The sequence below is a fragment of the Verrucomicrobiota bacterium genome (genome assembly GCA_034440155.1).
Lineage (GTDB): Bacteria > Verrucomicrobiota > Verrucomicrobiia > JAWXBN01 > JAWXBN01 > JAWXBN01.
Map to the genome: position 1 here is coordinate 1 of JAWXBN010000031.1, position 15,080 is coordinate 15,080.

General features: G+C 48.8%; 14 protein-coding genes. 9 read left to right on the top strand and 5 right to left on the bottom strand.

Features of this window, described 5'->3' with window-relative positions; genetic code table 11:
• The 3 genes from SGI98_03055 to SGI98_03065 form a co-directional block, all read left to right on the top strand.
• Positions 1–275, top strand: a 275-nt coding sequence (locus SGI98_03055) for a pyrroline-5-carboxylate reductase dimerization domain-containing protein (protein MDZ4742381.1), incomplete at its 5' end; no start/stop codon positions are given.
• A 153-nt stretch (positions 276–428) separates the two neighbouring features.
• Positions 429–1,844, top strand: a complete 1,416-nt coding sequence (fumC, locus tag SGI98_03060) for a class II fumarate hydratase (protein MDZ4742382.1) — start codon at positions 429–431, stop codon at positions 1,842–1,844.
• Between the two features lie 121 nt (positions 1,845–1,965).
• Positions 1,966–2,829, top strand: a complete 864-nt coding sequence (locus SGI98_03065) for a TIM barrel protein (GenBank protein MDZ4742383.1) — start codon at positions 1,966–1,968, stop codon at positions 2,827–2,829.
• Between the two features lie 77 nt (positions 2,830–2,906).
• Here SGI98_03065 and SGI98_03070 read toward each other — a convergent pair whose 3' ends face one another.
• Together SGI98_03070 and SGI98_03075 are read right to left on the bottom strand one after the other, a co-directional pair.
• On the bottom strand, positions 2,907–4,193 hold the full coding sequence (locus SGI98_03070) for a DUF4034 domain-containing protein (protein MDZ4742384.1): 1,287 nt from the start codon (positions 4,191–4,193) through the stop codon (positions 2,907–2,909).
• Positions 4,190–4,444 carry a hypothetical protein gene (locus SGI98_03075; GenBank protein MDZ4742385.1) on the bottom strand — a complete coding sequence of 85 codons (255 nt, stop codon included), beginning with the start codon at positions 4,442–4,444 and terminating at the stop codon, positions 4,190–4,192. The genes SGI98_03070 and SGI98_03075 overlap by 4 nt, the downstream gene beginning before the upstream one ends.
• 184 nt (positions 4,445–4,628) lie before the next feature.
• Between SGI98_03075 and SGI98_03080 the strand changes: the two genes are divergently transcribed.
• Positions 4,629–6,155 carry a tetratricopeptide repeat-containing serine protease family protein gene (locus SGI98_03080; GenBank protein MDZ4742386.1) on the top strand — a complete coding sequence of 509 codons (1,527 nt, stop codon included), beginning with the start codon at positions 4,629–4,631 and terminating at the stop codon, positions 6,153–6,155.
• 318 nt (positions 6,156–6,473) lie between these two features.
• Complete coding sequence (locus SGI98_03085; GenBank protein MDZ4742387.1) at positions 6,474–9,923, top strand: hypothetical protein; 3,450 nt, start codon at positions 6,474–6,476, stop codon at positions 9,921–9,923.
• On the opposite strand, the gene SGI98_03090 is transcribed toward SGI98_03085, so the two are convergent.
• Together SGI98_03090 and tadA are read right to left on the bottom strand one after the other, a co-directional pair.
• A complete protein-coding gene (locus SGI98_03090; protein MDZ4742388.1) occupies positions 9,916–10,491 on the bottom strand; it encodes a hypothetical protein in 576 nt (191 codons plus the stop codon). The two genes, SGI98_03085 and SGI98_03090, sit on opposite strands and share 8 nt — an antisense overlap.
• A gap of 18 nt (positions 10,492–10,509) precedes the next feature.
• On the bottom strand, positions 10,510–11,055 hold the full coding sequence (gene tadA / locus SGI98_03095) for a tRNA adenosine(34) deaminase TadA (protein MDZ4742389.1): 546 nt from the start codon (positions 11,053–11,055) through the stop codon (positions 10,510–10,512).
• A gap of 145 nt (positions 11,056–11,200) precedes the next feature.
• Here tadA and SGI98_03100 point away from each other — a divergent pair, with 145 nt between their 5' ends.
• From SGI98_03100 to SGI98_03115, 4 genes are all read left to right on the top strand, one after another.
• Positions 11,201–12,097, top strand: coding sequence for a glycine cleavage T C-terminal barrel domain-containing protein (locus SGI98_03100; protein ID MDZ4742390.1), 897 nt, complete (start codon positions 11,201–11,203; stop codon positions 12,095–12,097).
• Positions 12,094–12,825, top strand: coding sequence for a peptidylprolyl isomerase (locus SGI98_03105; GenBank protein ID MDZ4742391.1), 732 nt, complete (start codon positions 12,094–12,096; stop codon positions 12,823–12,825). Before SGI98_03100 ends, SGI98_03105 begins: the two co-directional genes overlap by 4 nt.
• 23 nt (positions 12,826–12,848) lie before the next feature.
• Complete coding sequence (locus SGI98_03110) at positions 12,849–13,400, top strand: NUDIX hydrolase (GenBank protein MDZ4742392.1); 552 nt, start codon at positions 12,849–12,851, stop codon at positions 13,398–13,400.
• A 64-nt stretch (positions 13,401–13,464) separates the two neighbouring features.
• The gene (locus tag SGI98_03115) at positions 13,465–14,685 is read left to right on the top strand and encodes a glycosyltransferase family 4 protein (protein ID MDZ4742393.1); all 1,221 of its coding nucleotides are present in this window, start codon (positions 13,465–13,467) and stop codon (positions 14,683–14,685) included.
• A 62-nt stretch (positions 14,686–14,747) separates the two neighbouring features.
• On the opposite strand, the gene SGI98_03120 is transcribed toward SGI98_03115, so the two are convergent.
• Positions 14,748–15,029 (bottom strand): HU family DNA-binding protein, encoded by a 282-nt coding sequence (locus SGI98_03120; GenBank protein ID MDZ4742394.1) that lies wholly within the window; start codon positions 15,027–15,029, stop codon positions 14,748–14,750.
• Positions 15,030–15,080 lie beyond the last annotated feature (51 nt).

Genomic DNA, 15,080 nt, shown 5'->3' on the forward strand with positions numbered 1-15,080 from the left:
ACATTTACCTGATCATAGAGGCCCTCGCCCAAGCCGCCGTGAAAGAAGGACTCCCGGAAACTCTCGCCCTAAACCTCGCGGTCCAAACAGTCAAAGGGGCCGCCCTCATGCTCGAAAAAACGGGGGAAACCCCCTCCAAACTCCGGGATCAAGTCACCAGCCCCGGTGGCACTACCCTCGAAGGCCTCAAAGTCATGGAATCCAAAGCCATCCGCGACATCCTCCAAGACACTGTCTCCGCCGCTGCTAACCGTTCCCGCGAACTCGGACGGTAATCCGGTATATACTAAAATAACTTTACAAGCTACAGGACTATTGGGAGGTAAATAGTCCGGCACCGGGGGAAATTTTACGGTGCATATCCTTGCGCTGAAAACGTATTCGATCTAATCAATTCACTAAACAAAACGAGAGAATCAATCAATCTTATGTCAGCAAAACCCTCCTACCCCGCCGGAACAAAAACACGTATCGAATCAGACAGCATGGGCGACATCGAAGTGCCCTGTGATGTTTATTGGGGAGCACAGACCGCCCGTTCCCTCATCCATTTTAATATCGGATCGAATCCCATGCCCCCGGAAATCATCAAGGCATTCGGTATCCTCAAAAAATCCGCCGCCCTCGCTAATAAAGACCTCGGCAAATTGCCCGCGGAAACCTGTGAACTCATCTGTAAATCTGCTGATGAAGTCATCACCGGTCAGTGGAACTCCCATTTCCCTCTCAATGTCTGGCAAACCGGCAGTGGCACCCAGACCAATATGAATGCCAACGAAGTCATCTCGAACCGCGCCATCGAAATGGCCGAAGGTGAGTTGGGCTCGAAAAAACCGGTGCACCCAAATGACCATGTGAATATGTCACAGTCCTCAAATGATACATTCCCCACAGCGATGTACGTCGCTGCCGCCTGCCAAATCCAAGAGAAACTCATCCCCGCCGTCCGCCTCATGCGTAATGGGCTCGCCGCCAAGGCCAAGGAATTCACCGGGATCGTCAAAATCGGTCGTACCCACTTGCAAGACGCTACCCCTGTGACTCTCGAACAAGAATTCTCCGGTTACGTCGCCCTCTTGGACGCAGACATCGAACGCATTGAAATCGTTCAAAAAGGTCTCTTCCGCCTGGCTATCGGTGGAACAGCCGTCGGCACCGGCCTAAATGCCCATCCGGAATTCGGTGACCGCGCGGCAAAGTATATCGCCACGGCCACCGGCCTTCCGTTCGTGTCCCACACAAATAAATTCGCCTCCCTCTCAGCCCATGATGAACTTGTCTTCGCCAGCGGGGCACTCAAAACACTGGCGTGTTCACTCATGAAAATCGCCAATGACGTGCGTTGGCTCGGCAGCGGACCACGCTGTGGACTCGGTGAACTCAACCTTCCTGAGAATGAGCCCGGTTCATCCATCATGCCCGGCAAGGTGAACCCGACCCAGAGCGAAGCCATGACCATGGTTTGTGTCCAAATGATCGGTTATGATACGGCGATCGGTATCGCTGGTAGCCAAGGTAATTTCGAGCTCAATGTCTTTAAGCCGGTGATGGCTTTCGACTTCCTTCACGGGCTCAAGCTCCTCAGTGAATCCTGTGTCTCCTTCCAGGAACATTGTGTCGAGGGAATCACGGTCAACCGCGAAGTCATCGACGGTTACGTGGAAAAATGCCTCATGCTCGTGACCGCGTTAAATCCCGTCATCGGTTACGACAAAGCCGCTAAGATCGCGAAAAAGGCACACAAGGAAAAAATCAGCCTCAAGGAAGCGGCTATCGCCTTGGAGTACCTCACCGCAGAAGCTTTTGACAAAGCTGTCGTGGCCGAAAGAATGACCCGCCCGTAATCATTTCCTACAAAAGGCCCGTGGGAACACGGGCTGTTTTATTTCCGCCGACAAACTCATCAAACATTTTGCCCCGATTCAAAATCTCCTTATGAATAAACTCAGAGTATAATTCCCCCTCATGAAAAGACCTTTTATTGCCATGGATACGAATTTCTTTACGGAGCTCGGCTGGTACACATTCGAGTCCCGTGCCGAGATGCTCGCCGAGCTGGGTTATGACGGCATGACCTTTACCATTTTTGAAACCGGTTACAAACCCCTCTGGCGTCAACAAGCCTTTGACGACATCGAGAAGATAGCTGCGATCCAGAAGAAAACCGGGATCGGAGTGGACTCGATCTATATGAATCTCGACTTGTCCAAAAGCCCTGCTGAGGGGGACAATGCCGATATTCCCCGGATACTCTCCCAAATGACCTCAGAGACTTGCGCGAATTTGGAGTTAAGCGTTTGTTTTACGGATAATTCCGTCGCCAAATCCGATGCCTCCGCCGACGGCAAATTGCTGCAATGGCTCGAACCAATCATTCCTGTCTTAGAAAAAAACAATTTGCACCTGCATCTCTACCCTCATTCCGGGTTCTGGATCGAGCGAGTGGAAGACTCCGTCCGCCTGAAAAAGAAAATCAATCACCCCCGGATCCATGCTGTATTCTGCGGGCTCCACTGGTTTTGTGTGGATGGTCAGGATATCGAGGGCAAATTGCGCGAAGCGGCCCCTCACTTGGGTTCGGCTAATATCTCCGGCATGCGGGTCACGGGTGAACACAAACAAATTGTTCCCTTGGACGATGGGCAACTGGATAATTCCCTCATCATCGGCCTGCTCGACCAATACGGCTACAAAGGCAAAATCGCCTTACAAGGTTTCGGTTGTGCCGGGGATGTCTATACTCATCTCAAAAAGTCGATCAACACCTTCCGCGACATCGACACCCGAGTCCGAAACCACCCGTCCTGGAGCCAGCGTTTCCCGGCTTAGATAAATTTTCCCTATTCATCATCCTCGATGAATGGTGGATTTTTTGTTTTAGTCTGCAAGCCGGGGAGAACCCATCCTTATTGTCCAACCTGATAATGCCTTCTAGCCCAAGCATAATACTGCATGTCACGCCAGACCCGGGATTCATATTTTCCCTCGATTTTCTGCAGGAGTTGTTTAGCCATTTTATCATCCTCTGCGATACAGGCCAAATAGGCGTAATCATTAATAATTAGATTTGAATTTGGATAGTCCGCCACAGACCCATCAAAAGAGTCCTTAACAATCTTCCATTTAAAGTCCGTTTCTTTAAAAAAATCACTGCCATAATAACTAATAATATAAGAACAGATTTTACTATAGATTAGCTTGCCTTCTGGGTGGGTTTTATAAAGTTCCAAAGCGAATCCCTCCATCTCCCCCCTTTCTCCATACCAACGTGGCATGAGATAATAGGCCTTATAGGTATATAAGGGAATATAGCCCGGCCATAGTTTTATCCCTTCCTGGTAAAAATTTTCAAAACCCTCACGCTCTACCCCCTGCCCCATGGCGATCACCATCATAATGCGGTAATACTCAGGATTTGAATCCGGCAGGGTAGAGGCTTCAAGCATGACTTTTTGGGCATTATCCAAGAATTGATGGAAGTATTTCCATCCGTCTTCACTCACTGAATGAGCATACCCCGATCCACGTGCTTCCCAAGCCATATCCACCCATATATCAGCCTCGACGAGTCTTGCTGTCATGGAGTTTGGATACTGTTCTTTCCATCGGTTGATCATCTCCAGCTTCTGCTGGTAGTGGGGAATGCCACTATTTGAATAATTACCTATGGAAATAAAATAATTAGTTAACTTCCATGACCCTGTTGTTGTTCTTGCTTGGGAATCTTTGAGATCTTTGGCGATTTGCTCAAGTTCATCAAATTTTTCAGCAGCTAAAAGAGCTCGAATGTAGGCTTCGGCTTGTTCCATTAGCAAGGTTTCCTGACTTAATCCTGCCTTCATTTTGACTTCCGGGACTACAAACTCTTTTGGTTTTGCTTCGGGAGGGGCTGCATTTTGAGCTACGGCAGCCGGAGCCGCAGGGAGGGGAGTGGGTGTGGGTACGGGTTTCGGCGGTGGCTCTTGGTCATTCTGGGCAACGAGATCCACCTCGATAACCTTTCCTTTTTCGATGGTTACATCCCCCCCTTTATAGGAGAGCACTTTCTTTTCCCCCTCTTCAATAATTCCCACTGGTTTGCCCAGCTCTTGAACGACTTTGTCTTCAGTGTCATCTATATATATCCATGCGTGAAGGGGAGAAAAGAGTGACACGAATAAAAGCAAAAAACTGGTAATGGGGAGAAGTCTCATAGTGGCTGGATGAATTTAATAAACAGTGTGACGCCAAGTAAAGGCCAATATTCCATCTTCAATAGATTGCCTGCCCGGTATTCGCCGGAACTCAAGTTTTCAAGACTCTCGACATACATATACCCTATATTACTTTCCGGGCGGGCGGGGGCACCGACATTGGACAACCACACTTGGGCATTTTTTTGATTGGTCACATTTGCAATCAACCCTGTGATCTGGACAATGTCCCCTTTGATCAAGGATTTCATTTTCTTTTGATCTCGGGATTAGCGGGAATGAATGGGAGGTCAATGGTGGAAGGAAATATTTGCGAAGTAGGAATCGACGGTGGGTCAGGATAAAGGATACTCATGTCCCTACTGCCTTTATTGATAATGAAATCTCACAAGCAAATGATTGATTTGGGTAAGGAATACTGTTAGTTGATACGTTATGGGGTCTGACAATTTTCGTACAAGAGGAAATCAACTGCGTATTTTTCTGTTAATCCTGTTATTTATCCCCCTGATTGTCCGGTCACAGGAAAATAATTACGATTCGGAATACCAAAAAGCTAAGGCACTCACTGAAACGGGGGCTTACTCACAAGCCATTGAAACTTTCAAAAAACTTGCCGAGGCCGGATTTGCCCCGGCACAAACCTCCCTTGCCATGTTTTATTTACAGGGGAATGGAGTCGATAAAAACCCTTCGCTTGCCTTTGAAAATTTCCAGAAGGCAGCCAACCAAGGTGATATCCAAGCTCAGGTTTATCTTGCAGGATGTTACGCAAATGCCATCGGGACCCCTAAAAACGTCGAGGAATCAGCTGTGTGGTTCAAGAAAGCAGCCGATCAGGGGAATGCTAAAGCCCAACACTATTTGGGCACCTATTACATGACAGGGACCGGTGTGAAACCGGACATTAACGATGCAATCAAACTTTTTAAATTTGCGGCGAATCAGGGATACCAACAATCCCAATTCCAACTTGCCCAAATCTATCAAAATGGACAAGGCACAGATAAAGACATCAAGGAATCCGTCAAATGGTATAAAAAATCCGCCGAGGCCGGGCACGCGGAATCACAATTCAAATTATCCCTCTATTATGCCAATGGCCAAGGAGTACCAAAAGATGAAATTGAATCCTTGGCCTGGATGAATATTGCTGCCAGTAGCGGTAATGAAACGGCCGCCCGTACCCGCACCGCGATGGAGGTAAATCTCGGCAAAGAAATCACGCTTTATGCCCAGCAACGCAGCAAGGAAATCCTCGACGATATCAAAATGTCAAAAAAATCCCATGACGAGTATAACTCCATGTCAAAGGCCAAGGAATTTAGCGGCAATGTCAGGGGATTTGGTACAGGGAGCTTTATTTCAAAAGACGGACTGCTCCTCACCGCAGCACATGTCATCGAAGACAGTAAAAGGATCGAGGTCATGACGAGTACCGGAAAAGTAAAAGCAAAAGTAATCCAGGTCGATTCATCAAATGATGTTGCGCTCTTGGAATGCTCCGGCACTTACGAAGCCCTCCCGGTGGTCACGTCAAAACTCGTCAAACTCGGACAAGGGGTTTTTACTATCGGGTTCCCAAATGTGGACATTCAAGGCTTTAGTCCAAAGCTTACAAAAGGCGAAATCAGTAGTATGTCCGGATTCAAAGATGATCCCCGTTCCTGGCAAGTAAGTGTCCCCGTCCAGCCCGGAAACTCTGGAGGCCCCTTATTAGATATGAATGGAAACCTAGTCGGCATCATTGTTTCCAAGCTAAGTGCCACCCAAATGGCGGCATCACGCGGGGATATCCCCCAAAATGTGAATTACGCGATCAAATCGAGTTATATCCAGCCCATCCTCGATAAATATACCAGCCGATTACAGTCCTTTGATACACTTACCCCAAATACATCTTTTGAGAAAATCGTCCAAAAAACCCAGAACTCCGTTGTATTGATCGTCACCTACGATTAAGGAAAATTATTTCCATCATCTGGATCGGTATTTTGCTTGATCGTGTTTTGGATTAATTTCTAAGCTCTCGACGTAAACGACTTCACAAGCTCCGCCATCCGCAGAGACTCTGATATGTTTCATGATCAATAATCCCCGAATATTTGGTTTGAGTATTTAAGTAATCCCCCCCACTCCAGCGGGCAAAGTAAAAAGAATCATGTGGATTCCCCGTGTTTTCGTGAATACAAAACCAAGGCTCTTCCTCCTTAATGGAATTTCCTTTTTTAGTAAACTTCCATTGACTTTCGGTTTGTTTCTGGGAAATCGGGATTAATCATGAAACATCTTTCTTCTCTCCCCTTAAAATCACAGTGGACAGCATTCCATAAAGACTTTTCCTCCTCCCTTCATTACGAATCCGTTGCTGGAAAAGAAACTTTTGTTTTCGACCTACCTATGGACACCCGGCAATTGATGTTCCTCCACGGAAAATGTCCCGACCCCAGAATCGGTGATCTCTCCACACAATCGGATTGGGTAGCGACCCGGGAATGGTGGTTCATTAACCATTTTGAAGGGGCTGCACTCGAAGAAGGACAAAAGGCATTCATCCGCATACGTGGCATGGACCAACTCGCCGAAATCTTTGTCAACGGCATACACCTCGGGAGTAGTGAAAGCTTTAACCAAGTCCATTATTTTGATGCGACTACGGCCTGGAAATCCGGCACGAATGAACTTTCCATCCGACTATGGACTTGTGATCCGACGGATATTCAAAGTACCGATGAAGCCGCCAAAAACCAACTCGGTGGGGATGCCGCCAATATGAATATGGGCATGGCAGGCCTTTTCAAAGCCACCACCCAATCCCTCAAGAGCCGTATGCTCTACGGAGGGGACCAGAACCCTTTTATGCTCTCCTGTGGTTTGGCCATCGCCCCGGAAGTCATCATCGCCCGTTATGTATTACCGGAATTCATCCGCAGTGAGTATGAATATCATGCCGATAATTACCACGTCAGCGGCTTATTCCTGATCCAAGCCCAAGCTTGGGGTGCCAGCGATTATGAATTAACCATCCGCCCGAAAAATTTCGAATGGGAAAGTTTCACCCTCCGCGGCAAATGGACAGAACCCTCCTCTTTCCTCACGATCCCATTCAGTCATTTACCCCTGAAACCTTGGACGGTATTTGACCTTGGCTTCCCCCATTGTTATGAATTAATCCTGAAAACCGGTGGACAAACCCTCACGGTGACAACGGGATTCCGCAAATACGAAAGGCGCCTTAATACTGCATTTAAAAGTAGTCCGCCCGCCAGCGCCTTTGATTGGAATGGTTACGAGAATCAAAGTTACGGGCAGGATTATTATAAGGGGTATGAAACGGTCGAAGAAGGGGGAGATAAAGCCTGGCCAGAAGTTCCGCGGGAATATGGGACATACCATTTCGACCACTATCTCAACGGTCAAAAGTATTTCGCCAAAGGGGGATCAGTGGTGCCGACAAACCTTTTCTGGTCGGATTGGGACGGGGAACACCTCCGCCGCGTTGTCCGTCGCGCCCGTGAATCAAATAATAACACCCTCCGAGTCTGGGGTGGTGGCTACCTCTCCGGGGATGAATTCTTCGAGGAAGCCGACCTCCAAGGGGTCAGCATTTCCCAGGATTTCCTGAATTTTAGTGGGGGGACAGATAAAAGCCTTTTCCACCAGAAACGCCTCGAAAATGAATTCCGTAATGTGATCAGCCAGCTCAATATCCACCCGAGTGTGGTTGTCTTGAATGGGGGTAATGAACTTTACCAATTCGGCACTATTAACCGTCCGACGGACCCGATTTTCCAGATGATGGAACGGGTCATGAGACAGATGGGGCAAAACCAGTATTTCCACCGTTCCAGCCCGATCAACCCCGAGCTCCACGGCCCTTGGCATTTTGACTTAGACCATGCCTCACGCTACAATTCATGCCGCGCGATTTTTAATTCCGAATGCGGAATCACCGGGTCAGCCTCCCTGAAAAGCCTTAAACGATTTCTACCCCATGACCAACTCCACGACATCTACGGGAGCGTCTGGCACCACAGGATGCCAGACCGGGGTTACTTCGCCATCTTTGAATCATATCCCGACCTCTTTATTGAACGTAAACACCTGAGCGTCGAGGATTTTGTCCGTTACACCCAGTGCATTCAAGCTTGGGGATACCAGTATGTCGCGGAAGAGTACCGCCGCCAGAAACCGGTAAAAAGCGGATTCACGACCTGGGAATTTAATGAACCATGGACAGACTTTAACTGGGGAATTATCGACAGTGAGTTGATTCCAAAACATTCGTTCTATACTTTTGCCCGGGGTTGTGCCCCCGCGCTAGTTTCCGCACGTTTTAACAGTTATGTCTGGGCGGCGGAGTCAAAATTCCACGCAGGCATTTGGTTTTCCCTCGAGGGTGGTCAACATCGCCATGCCACGGTCCGGACCAGTGCCTGTGACGATCACGGAAATATCCTTTTCGAGGGATCATACGAAGGCTGGAGTGGTGGCGACTCGATTCCCTTGGGAGATGTATCATTTAAAGTCCCCGCAAACGGGGCGTTTTTCCTGAAGCTCCAAGCCCACCTCGACAATGGTCAGACACTGGATAATGACTATGCTTTCACCGTCATCCCGAAATGTGATGCAGCCCCGTTAAATATCCTTTTCCTCTCGGGAAAAGTGTATGAACGGCATATCATCAACGAATATTTCAAGGCTGCGCAATTTGTTCTGGATGAAAGGATCATTAGTCCTCAACAGCCATTAAATCCTGATGAGATCAACCTCCAGAAATATGACGCTGTCGTCCTCGCCCCCGTTTTTAATCCGCTCCAATCCCTCGGCGACGGCTTTTTCGATAAACTCAAAAAAGCCATCCACGACGACGGCCTTGGGTTTGTCTATTTCCCTTTTAACTCCTCCGCTTACGTCTCAGGCCGCTTCGATGTGGATCCACTCTGCGGCTCCGTTTTAGAAGAGCTCCTGCCTTTCTCATTCGCGCCAAACCATTATAGTAATAGCGATGAACACTCCGCCCAATGGAAAATCCTCGATGATCCATCGGCACAATCCACAGCCGCACCATGGGAACCCCGTAATGATGGCCTGAATAAAGTACGGGATCATCTCATCTGGAATTTCATCAATACCGATATACAACTGCCGATCCTCTCGATCCGGGTGCAAACCGCCTACAAAAACAGTGATGACATTATCGGGATCGAAGGGAGACAGCCCGTTCTTGGCGTTAAACAATCCGGCAAAGGCCGGATCGTGGCATTTGCCGGTCCCTTCGGCGGCCATAACTTCTCCCAAACACCCTTCCGTCGCTGGATCGATGCCGAGCAATTACTGATAAATCTGGTCGAATATGCTGCCTCAGGAAATGTATCCCGAAAGGTCGGAGGACACACTCCCTTGGCAGCCCTCGCCCATCTCCCCCCATCCAAAGCGGAAATCGCCGCCAAGGAACTGGAAAGGACTCCAGAGAAAATCTCGTGGCATATCTCCGTCAGGAACACTTCCCCGATTCCTCTCGTTTATTTTACTATCGAGAATACATCACCCCAAGAAGGGCAGGTTTTCGACTGGCACGTTTCTGATAATTATCTCCTCCTCATGCCCGGAGAATCAAAGGAAGTCCACGCCTGCGTCACCGCTAGAAACAATCACCCGCTTCCAGAACACATTGATCTAGCGACCAGCGCATGGAATCTCCAGGCGCGCGCGCTAAAGGTTACTTGAGGGCTCCTCGGAAAGCAGACATTTGGTCATCAGGCAGATAAATCGTCACGTAAACCATATCCCGGGGTTTACGTACGATGATCCCTTTTTTGGCCAGAATCATGGCATAAGCTTCGACCAATTGTTTATGGGCATCTCCTGATAGGATTTTTTTGAGTGATGCAAAATAAAAGGACTCCGCCGCCTGTGTTTTTTGGAATAATTGAACCATCAGGCAGAGTTTGCCGATAACCGCCTGCACTTCTTGGGGATAATGCTTCAGCACCTGTGCAAATTCCTCAGCGGCCTCTTGATATTTTTCCTTTCGCAGGTAAAGGTCTGCCCGTGCATAAGAAAGGATCGGTTTTGCTGCCCGTTCATTAGGGAAAAACATCCAGCCCATTGAGTGTGAAAATAACTCTGTAAAGGGTGTGGAGATAATCAACCCTGCCGTCACTAACAAACCGACTCCGATAAAAGCATTCCCCCCTCCTTGTAAAGCTAGATGGATGGCGATGAATATCAGAGGCACCACAAAAAGCAGACGAAAAGCAATTTGCTTGAGGAATTTAACCCACACAGATTCCATAGTGATTCCGGAAAAAAACTAGTTCAGCCCCCGTGCCGGCGGTGTGGACTCGTCCCCATTATCCCGGCGTTGGCGTTGTTCTTTAAAAAAACTCTTGAGCATCATTTGGCATTCATTTTCTCGAACCCCACCGGTGGAGGAGCATTTATGGTGAAGCCCGGGGAGCTCAAGGATATTCAGGGCTCCGCCCGCTCCGCCGGCTTTGGGGTCCCCCACACCAAACACCACGCGTTTGATCCGAGAAAGCATGATAGCTCCCGCACACATCGGGCAGGGTTCCTTTGTGACATAGAGCGTGCACTCCGTGAGCCTCCAATCATCCACGACCTGCTGGGTCTGGCTGATGGCTAGAATCTCGGCGTGAGCGGTAGCATCTTTAAGCATCTCCACTTGGTTATGGGCGCGTGCCACGATTTTGCCGCCCCGGACCATGACCGCCCCGATGGGGACTTCTTCGCCTGCATAAGCCTTTGCCGCCTGACGTAAGGCCTCACCCATAAAATAATCGTCACTGGATAAATCAATGACTTGGTCATCAGGGGGTAAGGCGAAAAATTCGGACATGGTGAGGGTAATTTACCGGAGAAAATTAAAAACCGCAAAACCCTTTTTCATCGGGCTACTATAAATACCATTGACCTTTTATCCCCCCTTGCTTTGATTCCTTTTTACAAGAAGTACACAAAACCAATAGGAAAAAGTTTAACCTGTGAATGAATTGATCAAAAAAGGCATTTTTTTCGACCTCACCAACCGTGCTCGCTTTTCCTTTACAGGGAGTGACCGCGAAAGATTCCTCCAAGGCCAAGTCAGTAATGACGTCCGGATGGCTAACCCGAAAAATGCTATTTATTGTGCTGTCATGTCCTCCAAGGGGAAAATGAATGGTGATGGATTTATCCACAAATCGCACGACTCGATTATTTTTGATACCGAACTATCCCTGAGGGATTCGCTCAAGGAGCGGTTCGAACGCTTTATTATCGCTGATGATGTAGAGCTCCAGGACACGACCGACGAGACTTGTCAATTCCATCTCCTCGTACCTGAAAGCCAATTATCCGGACTGCACCTCCCCTTGGTCGAGAGTGCACGCCTCGGTATTCGGGGGTACGATTTTTTTGCACCCGCCGTTTCGAGAAACGCTCTCTTGGAGCAATTTGCTGCGGCAGGACTGACTCATGGTGATGAGACGCTTTACGAAATAACCCGGATCGAGCAAGGCATCGCCCGTTACGGCCAGGACATGGAGGAAGACACCATCCCGAATGAAGCAGGGCTCGAAACCCGGGCCATCTCTTATCACAAGGGTTGTTACATCGGCCAAGAGGTCATCTCCCGGATCAAGAGTGTGGGGCGTGTTAATTGGAGCTGGAATGGTTTCTTGATCGACTCCCCTACCCCTTTGCCCACGGACACAAAAATCGTCATCGAAGAAAAAGAAATTGGCTTAATCACCAGCTCTTGCTATTCAAAAACTCTCTCTCGCATGATCGGACTGGGCTATTTGCGCCGCGGCCATGAGAATGCCGGAATGAAATATTTAACCCAATCAAATATAAAGGTGGAAGTCACCCCTCTTCCTTTTATTAAAGAAACTTTATGAGACACCGTTTTAGCCTTTTGCTTGCACTCACACTCCTGACGGCCTGCTCGACTACCCAGCCCACCATCCGTGAGACCAAGACAAAACCTTACAATCCCCAAGTGGACCGCAAATATGAATTCACCTCCACAGACGATGATGTCGCTGTCATTGATACAAAATTCGGGATTATGGTAATGGAATTCGACTCGGCAGCAGCACCCCGCCACGTGCAAAACTTTAAAAACCTCGCCGGCCAGGGTTTCTATAACGGACTCCTCTTCCACCGTACCGTTCCCGGATTCATCATCCAAGCGGGTGATCCGAAGACCCGGGAGGATGATCGCCGGGGTGAATGGGGCACAGGGAACCCCGGATACACCATTCCTGCAGAGGTCCAGCTGCCTAATGTCCGTGGTGCTGTCGGAGCTGCCCGCCTCGGAGATAATGTTAATCCTGCTCGGGAATCCAATGGCTCTCAATTTTACATCGTGATCCAAGATGCCCCTTCCCTAGACGGTACTTATAGTGTCTTTGGGCATATCTCCGAAGGTATGGAAGTCTCTGATGCCATTTCCGGACAACAAAAGGATAGCTCGGACACTCCCCTGACCGACATTCCCATGAAGGTCACTGTCATCCCCAGATCAAAGCTTTCTGAGTATAAGAAAAATAAAAATGCTCCTCCTGTGGATGCCTCATCGGTACCAGCCCCTGTCGAACCAGGCCCCTCTAAAAAGAGGAATTAATCCCATATTTACGCCCCATCCTTATGAAAGAGCCTCTTCATTGGCCGGTACACGCCCGCAAAAAGGCGGGGCATTATCGTATCTTCGATGTCCATGAAGAAGAATGCACCTCCCCGCGCACCAGCCAGAAGCATCACTTTTTTGTGATTGAATGCGCCTCATGGGTCAATGCGATCGCCTTGACTCATGACGAGCAAATTGTCCTCGTCAGACAATACCGGCACGGCATCAAAAAAGTCACCCTCGAGCTACCCGGCGGGATTATCGACAGGGTGGATGAACCCCCGGCGGAAGCCGCCATGCGGGAACTGCGGGAGGAAACCGGATATATCGGAAAAACCGCCAGACAACTTGCTTCCTTTTATCCAAATCCCGCCGTCCAACAAAACGTCTTACACACCGTCCTTGTCGAAGGCTGCGTTCTTTCAGCGGAAACGGATTTCGACGAGGCCGAGGATATCCAGACCCTCCTGTATCCGCTTTCACAAATCCCCGAAATGATCGCCTCCGGGGAGATTACCCACGCCTTGAATATTGCAGCCCTTTACCATTATTTCCGTTTATCTGGAAAATAGCCGTATCTGTGCATCCTCAAAATAGGCTCTTTGCGGATCAATAAAGATTTGATATAAAGGTCCTGTGCGAGTCGTTATCCTGAACCACTTTTTTTACCCGGACGAAGCTGCTACTGCCCAACTCAACGGGGACTTGGCACAGTCTTTATCAGAATCTGACGACATCACGGTCATCGGACTCTGTGGTGTGACACGTTACGCCCTTAAGGAAAAACAAGCACCCGGATCTTCCCGGTGGGAAAAAGTAACCATCCAAAGGATGGCTTGCACGGATTTCGGCACAAAAAACATTCCCGGACGCCTGAGCGACTACGCGACATTTTTTTTTCAAGCGATACGGTACCTTCTCTTTGGCCCAAAAAGCGATCTGGTCATCGCCATGACGTCCCCCCCCCTCATCGTTATTGCGGGAGTCTTGGCAAAGATATTTCGTGGCACAAAATTAATTTATTGGGTACAGGATCTTTACCCAGAGATCATCGCCCCTGAATCCTCCAAACGGGAAAGGCCCGTCTTCCGGGCCCTGATGCATATCGCCCAATGGGTCGATAAACATACAGACATGCATGTCGTTCCCGGTGAATGTATGAGGGAAACCCTCCGGAAAAGGTCAACCGGACGAAAAATGAATATTGAAGTCATCCCAAACTGGTCAATCGTTCCTACAAACGCAAGTACCCCGCTTACCACCATGGATTTTAGGGAAAAATGGGATTTGGAAAAACGTTTTGTTATTATGTACAGCGGTAACCTCGGCCGCGCCCATGATTGGAATACCATTGCCGAAGGTTTTCGCCTCGTTTATGAAAAACACCCCGGTGCTGTCCTGCTCATTATCGGATATGGTTATGGTAAAGACCGCTTGGCTCAATGGCACACTTCCCGCCAGGATATCCCTGTCACCTTTCTCCCACACCAACCGCGTTCAGACCTCAAAACAATCTTGGGCAGCGCCGACCTCCACCTGATTAGCCAGAGTCCCGAGTTCGACGGCCTTGTTGTGCCCTCGAAATTTTACGGAATCGCCTCGGTATTCAAACCCGTTCACTTTATCGGTTCCCTCCATAATACCGTTTCAAAAACCATCCACACGCATTGCCTCGGTAGTGTATCCCAGGCGTATGATCCCGAGCAATTTGCTTCCTGTGTTTCAAAATTCATTTCACACCCCGACTACGCAGTAAATTGCGCTCAAGCGATGGAGGAATGGTACTTACGTGAAGGCACTCCCGGTGTCCCACTGGCCCACTGGAAAAAGGCGATCAAAGCTTTATCCCAGAGATAAAAAAAAGACGGCCTCGAAAATCGGGCCGTCTTTTGCAAGAATATATTCTGAAGCGAAAAAAACTACTTCAGGATTGCGTCTTTAGCCGCTTTGGCTACACGAAATTTCAAAACCTTTTTGGCTGGAATTTTGATTGTAGCGCCTGTGGCAGGGTTACGACCCATGCGTGCTTTGCGCTGCACCAAAACGAGCTTGCCAAGTCCTGGCAATGTGAATTGGTTTTTAGCTTCTTTGTAGGCCAATGCTGCGATTTCGTCGAGAGCTTGAACAGCGAGTTTCTTGCTGATTTCGAGCTTCTTGGCGAGTGTGTCAGCGATTGCGGATTTAGTAAGGGCTTTTCCCATTTTGTTTTTTCCTTTTGTGTGTTTAGTTGTAAAACGTCGGTAAGTATGTGA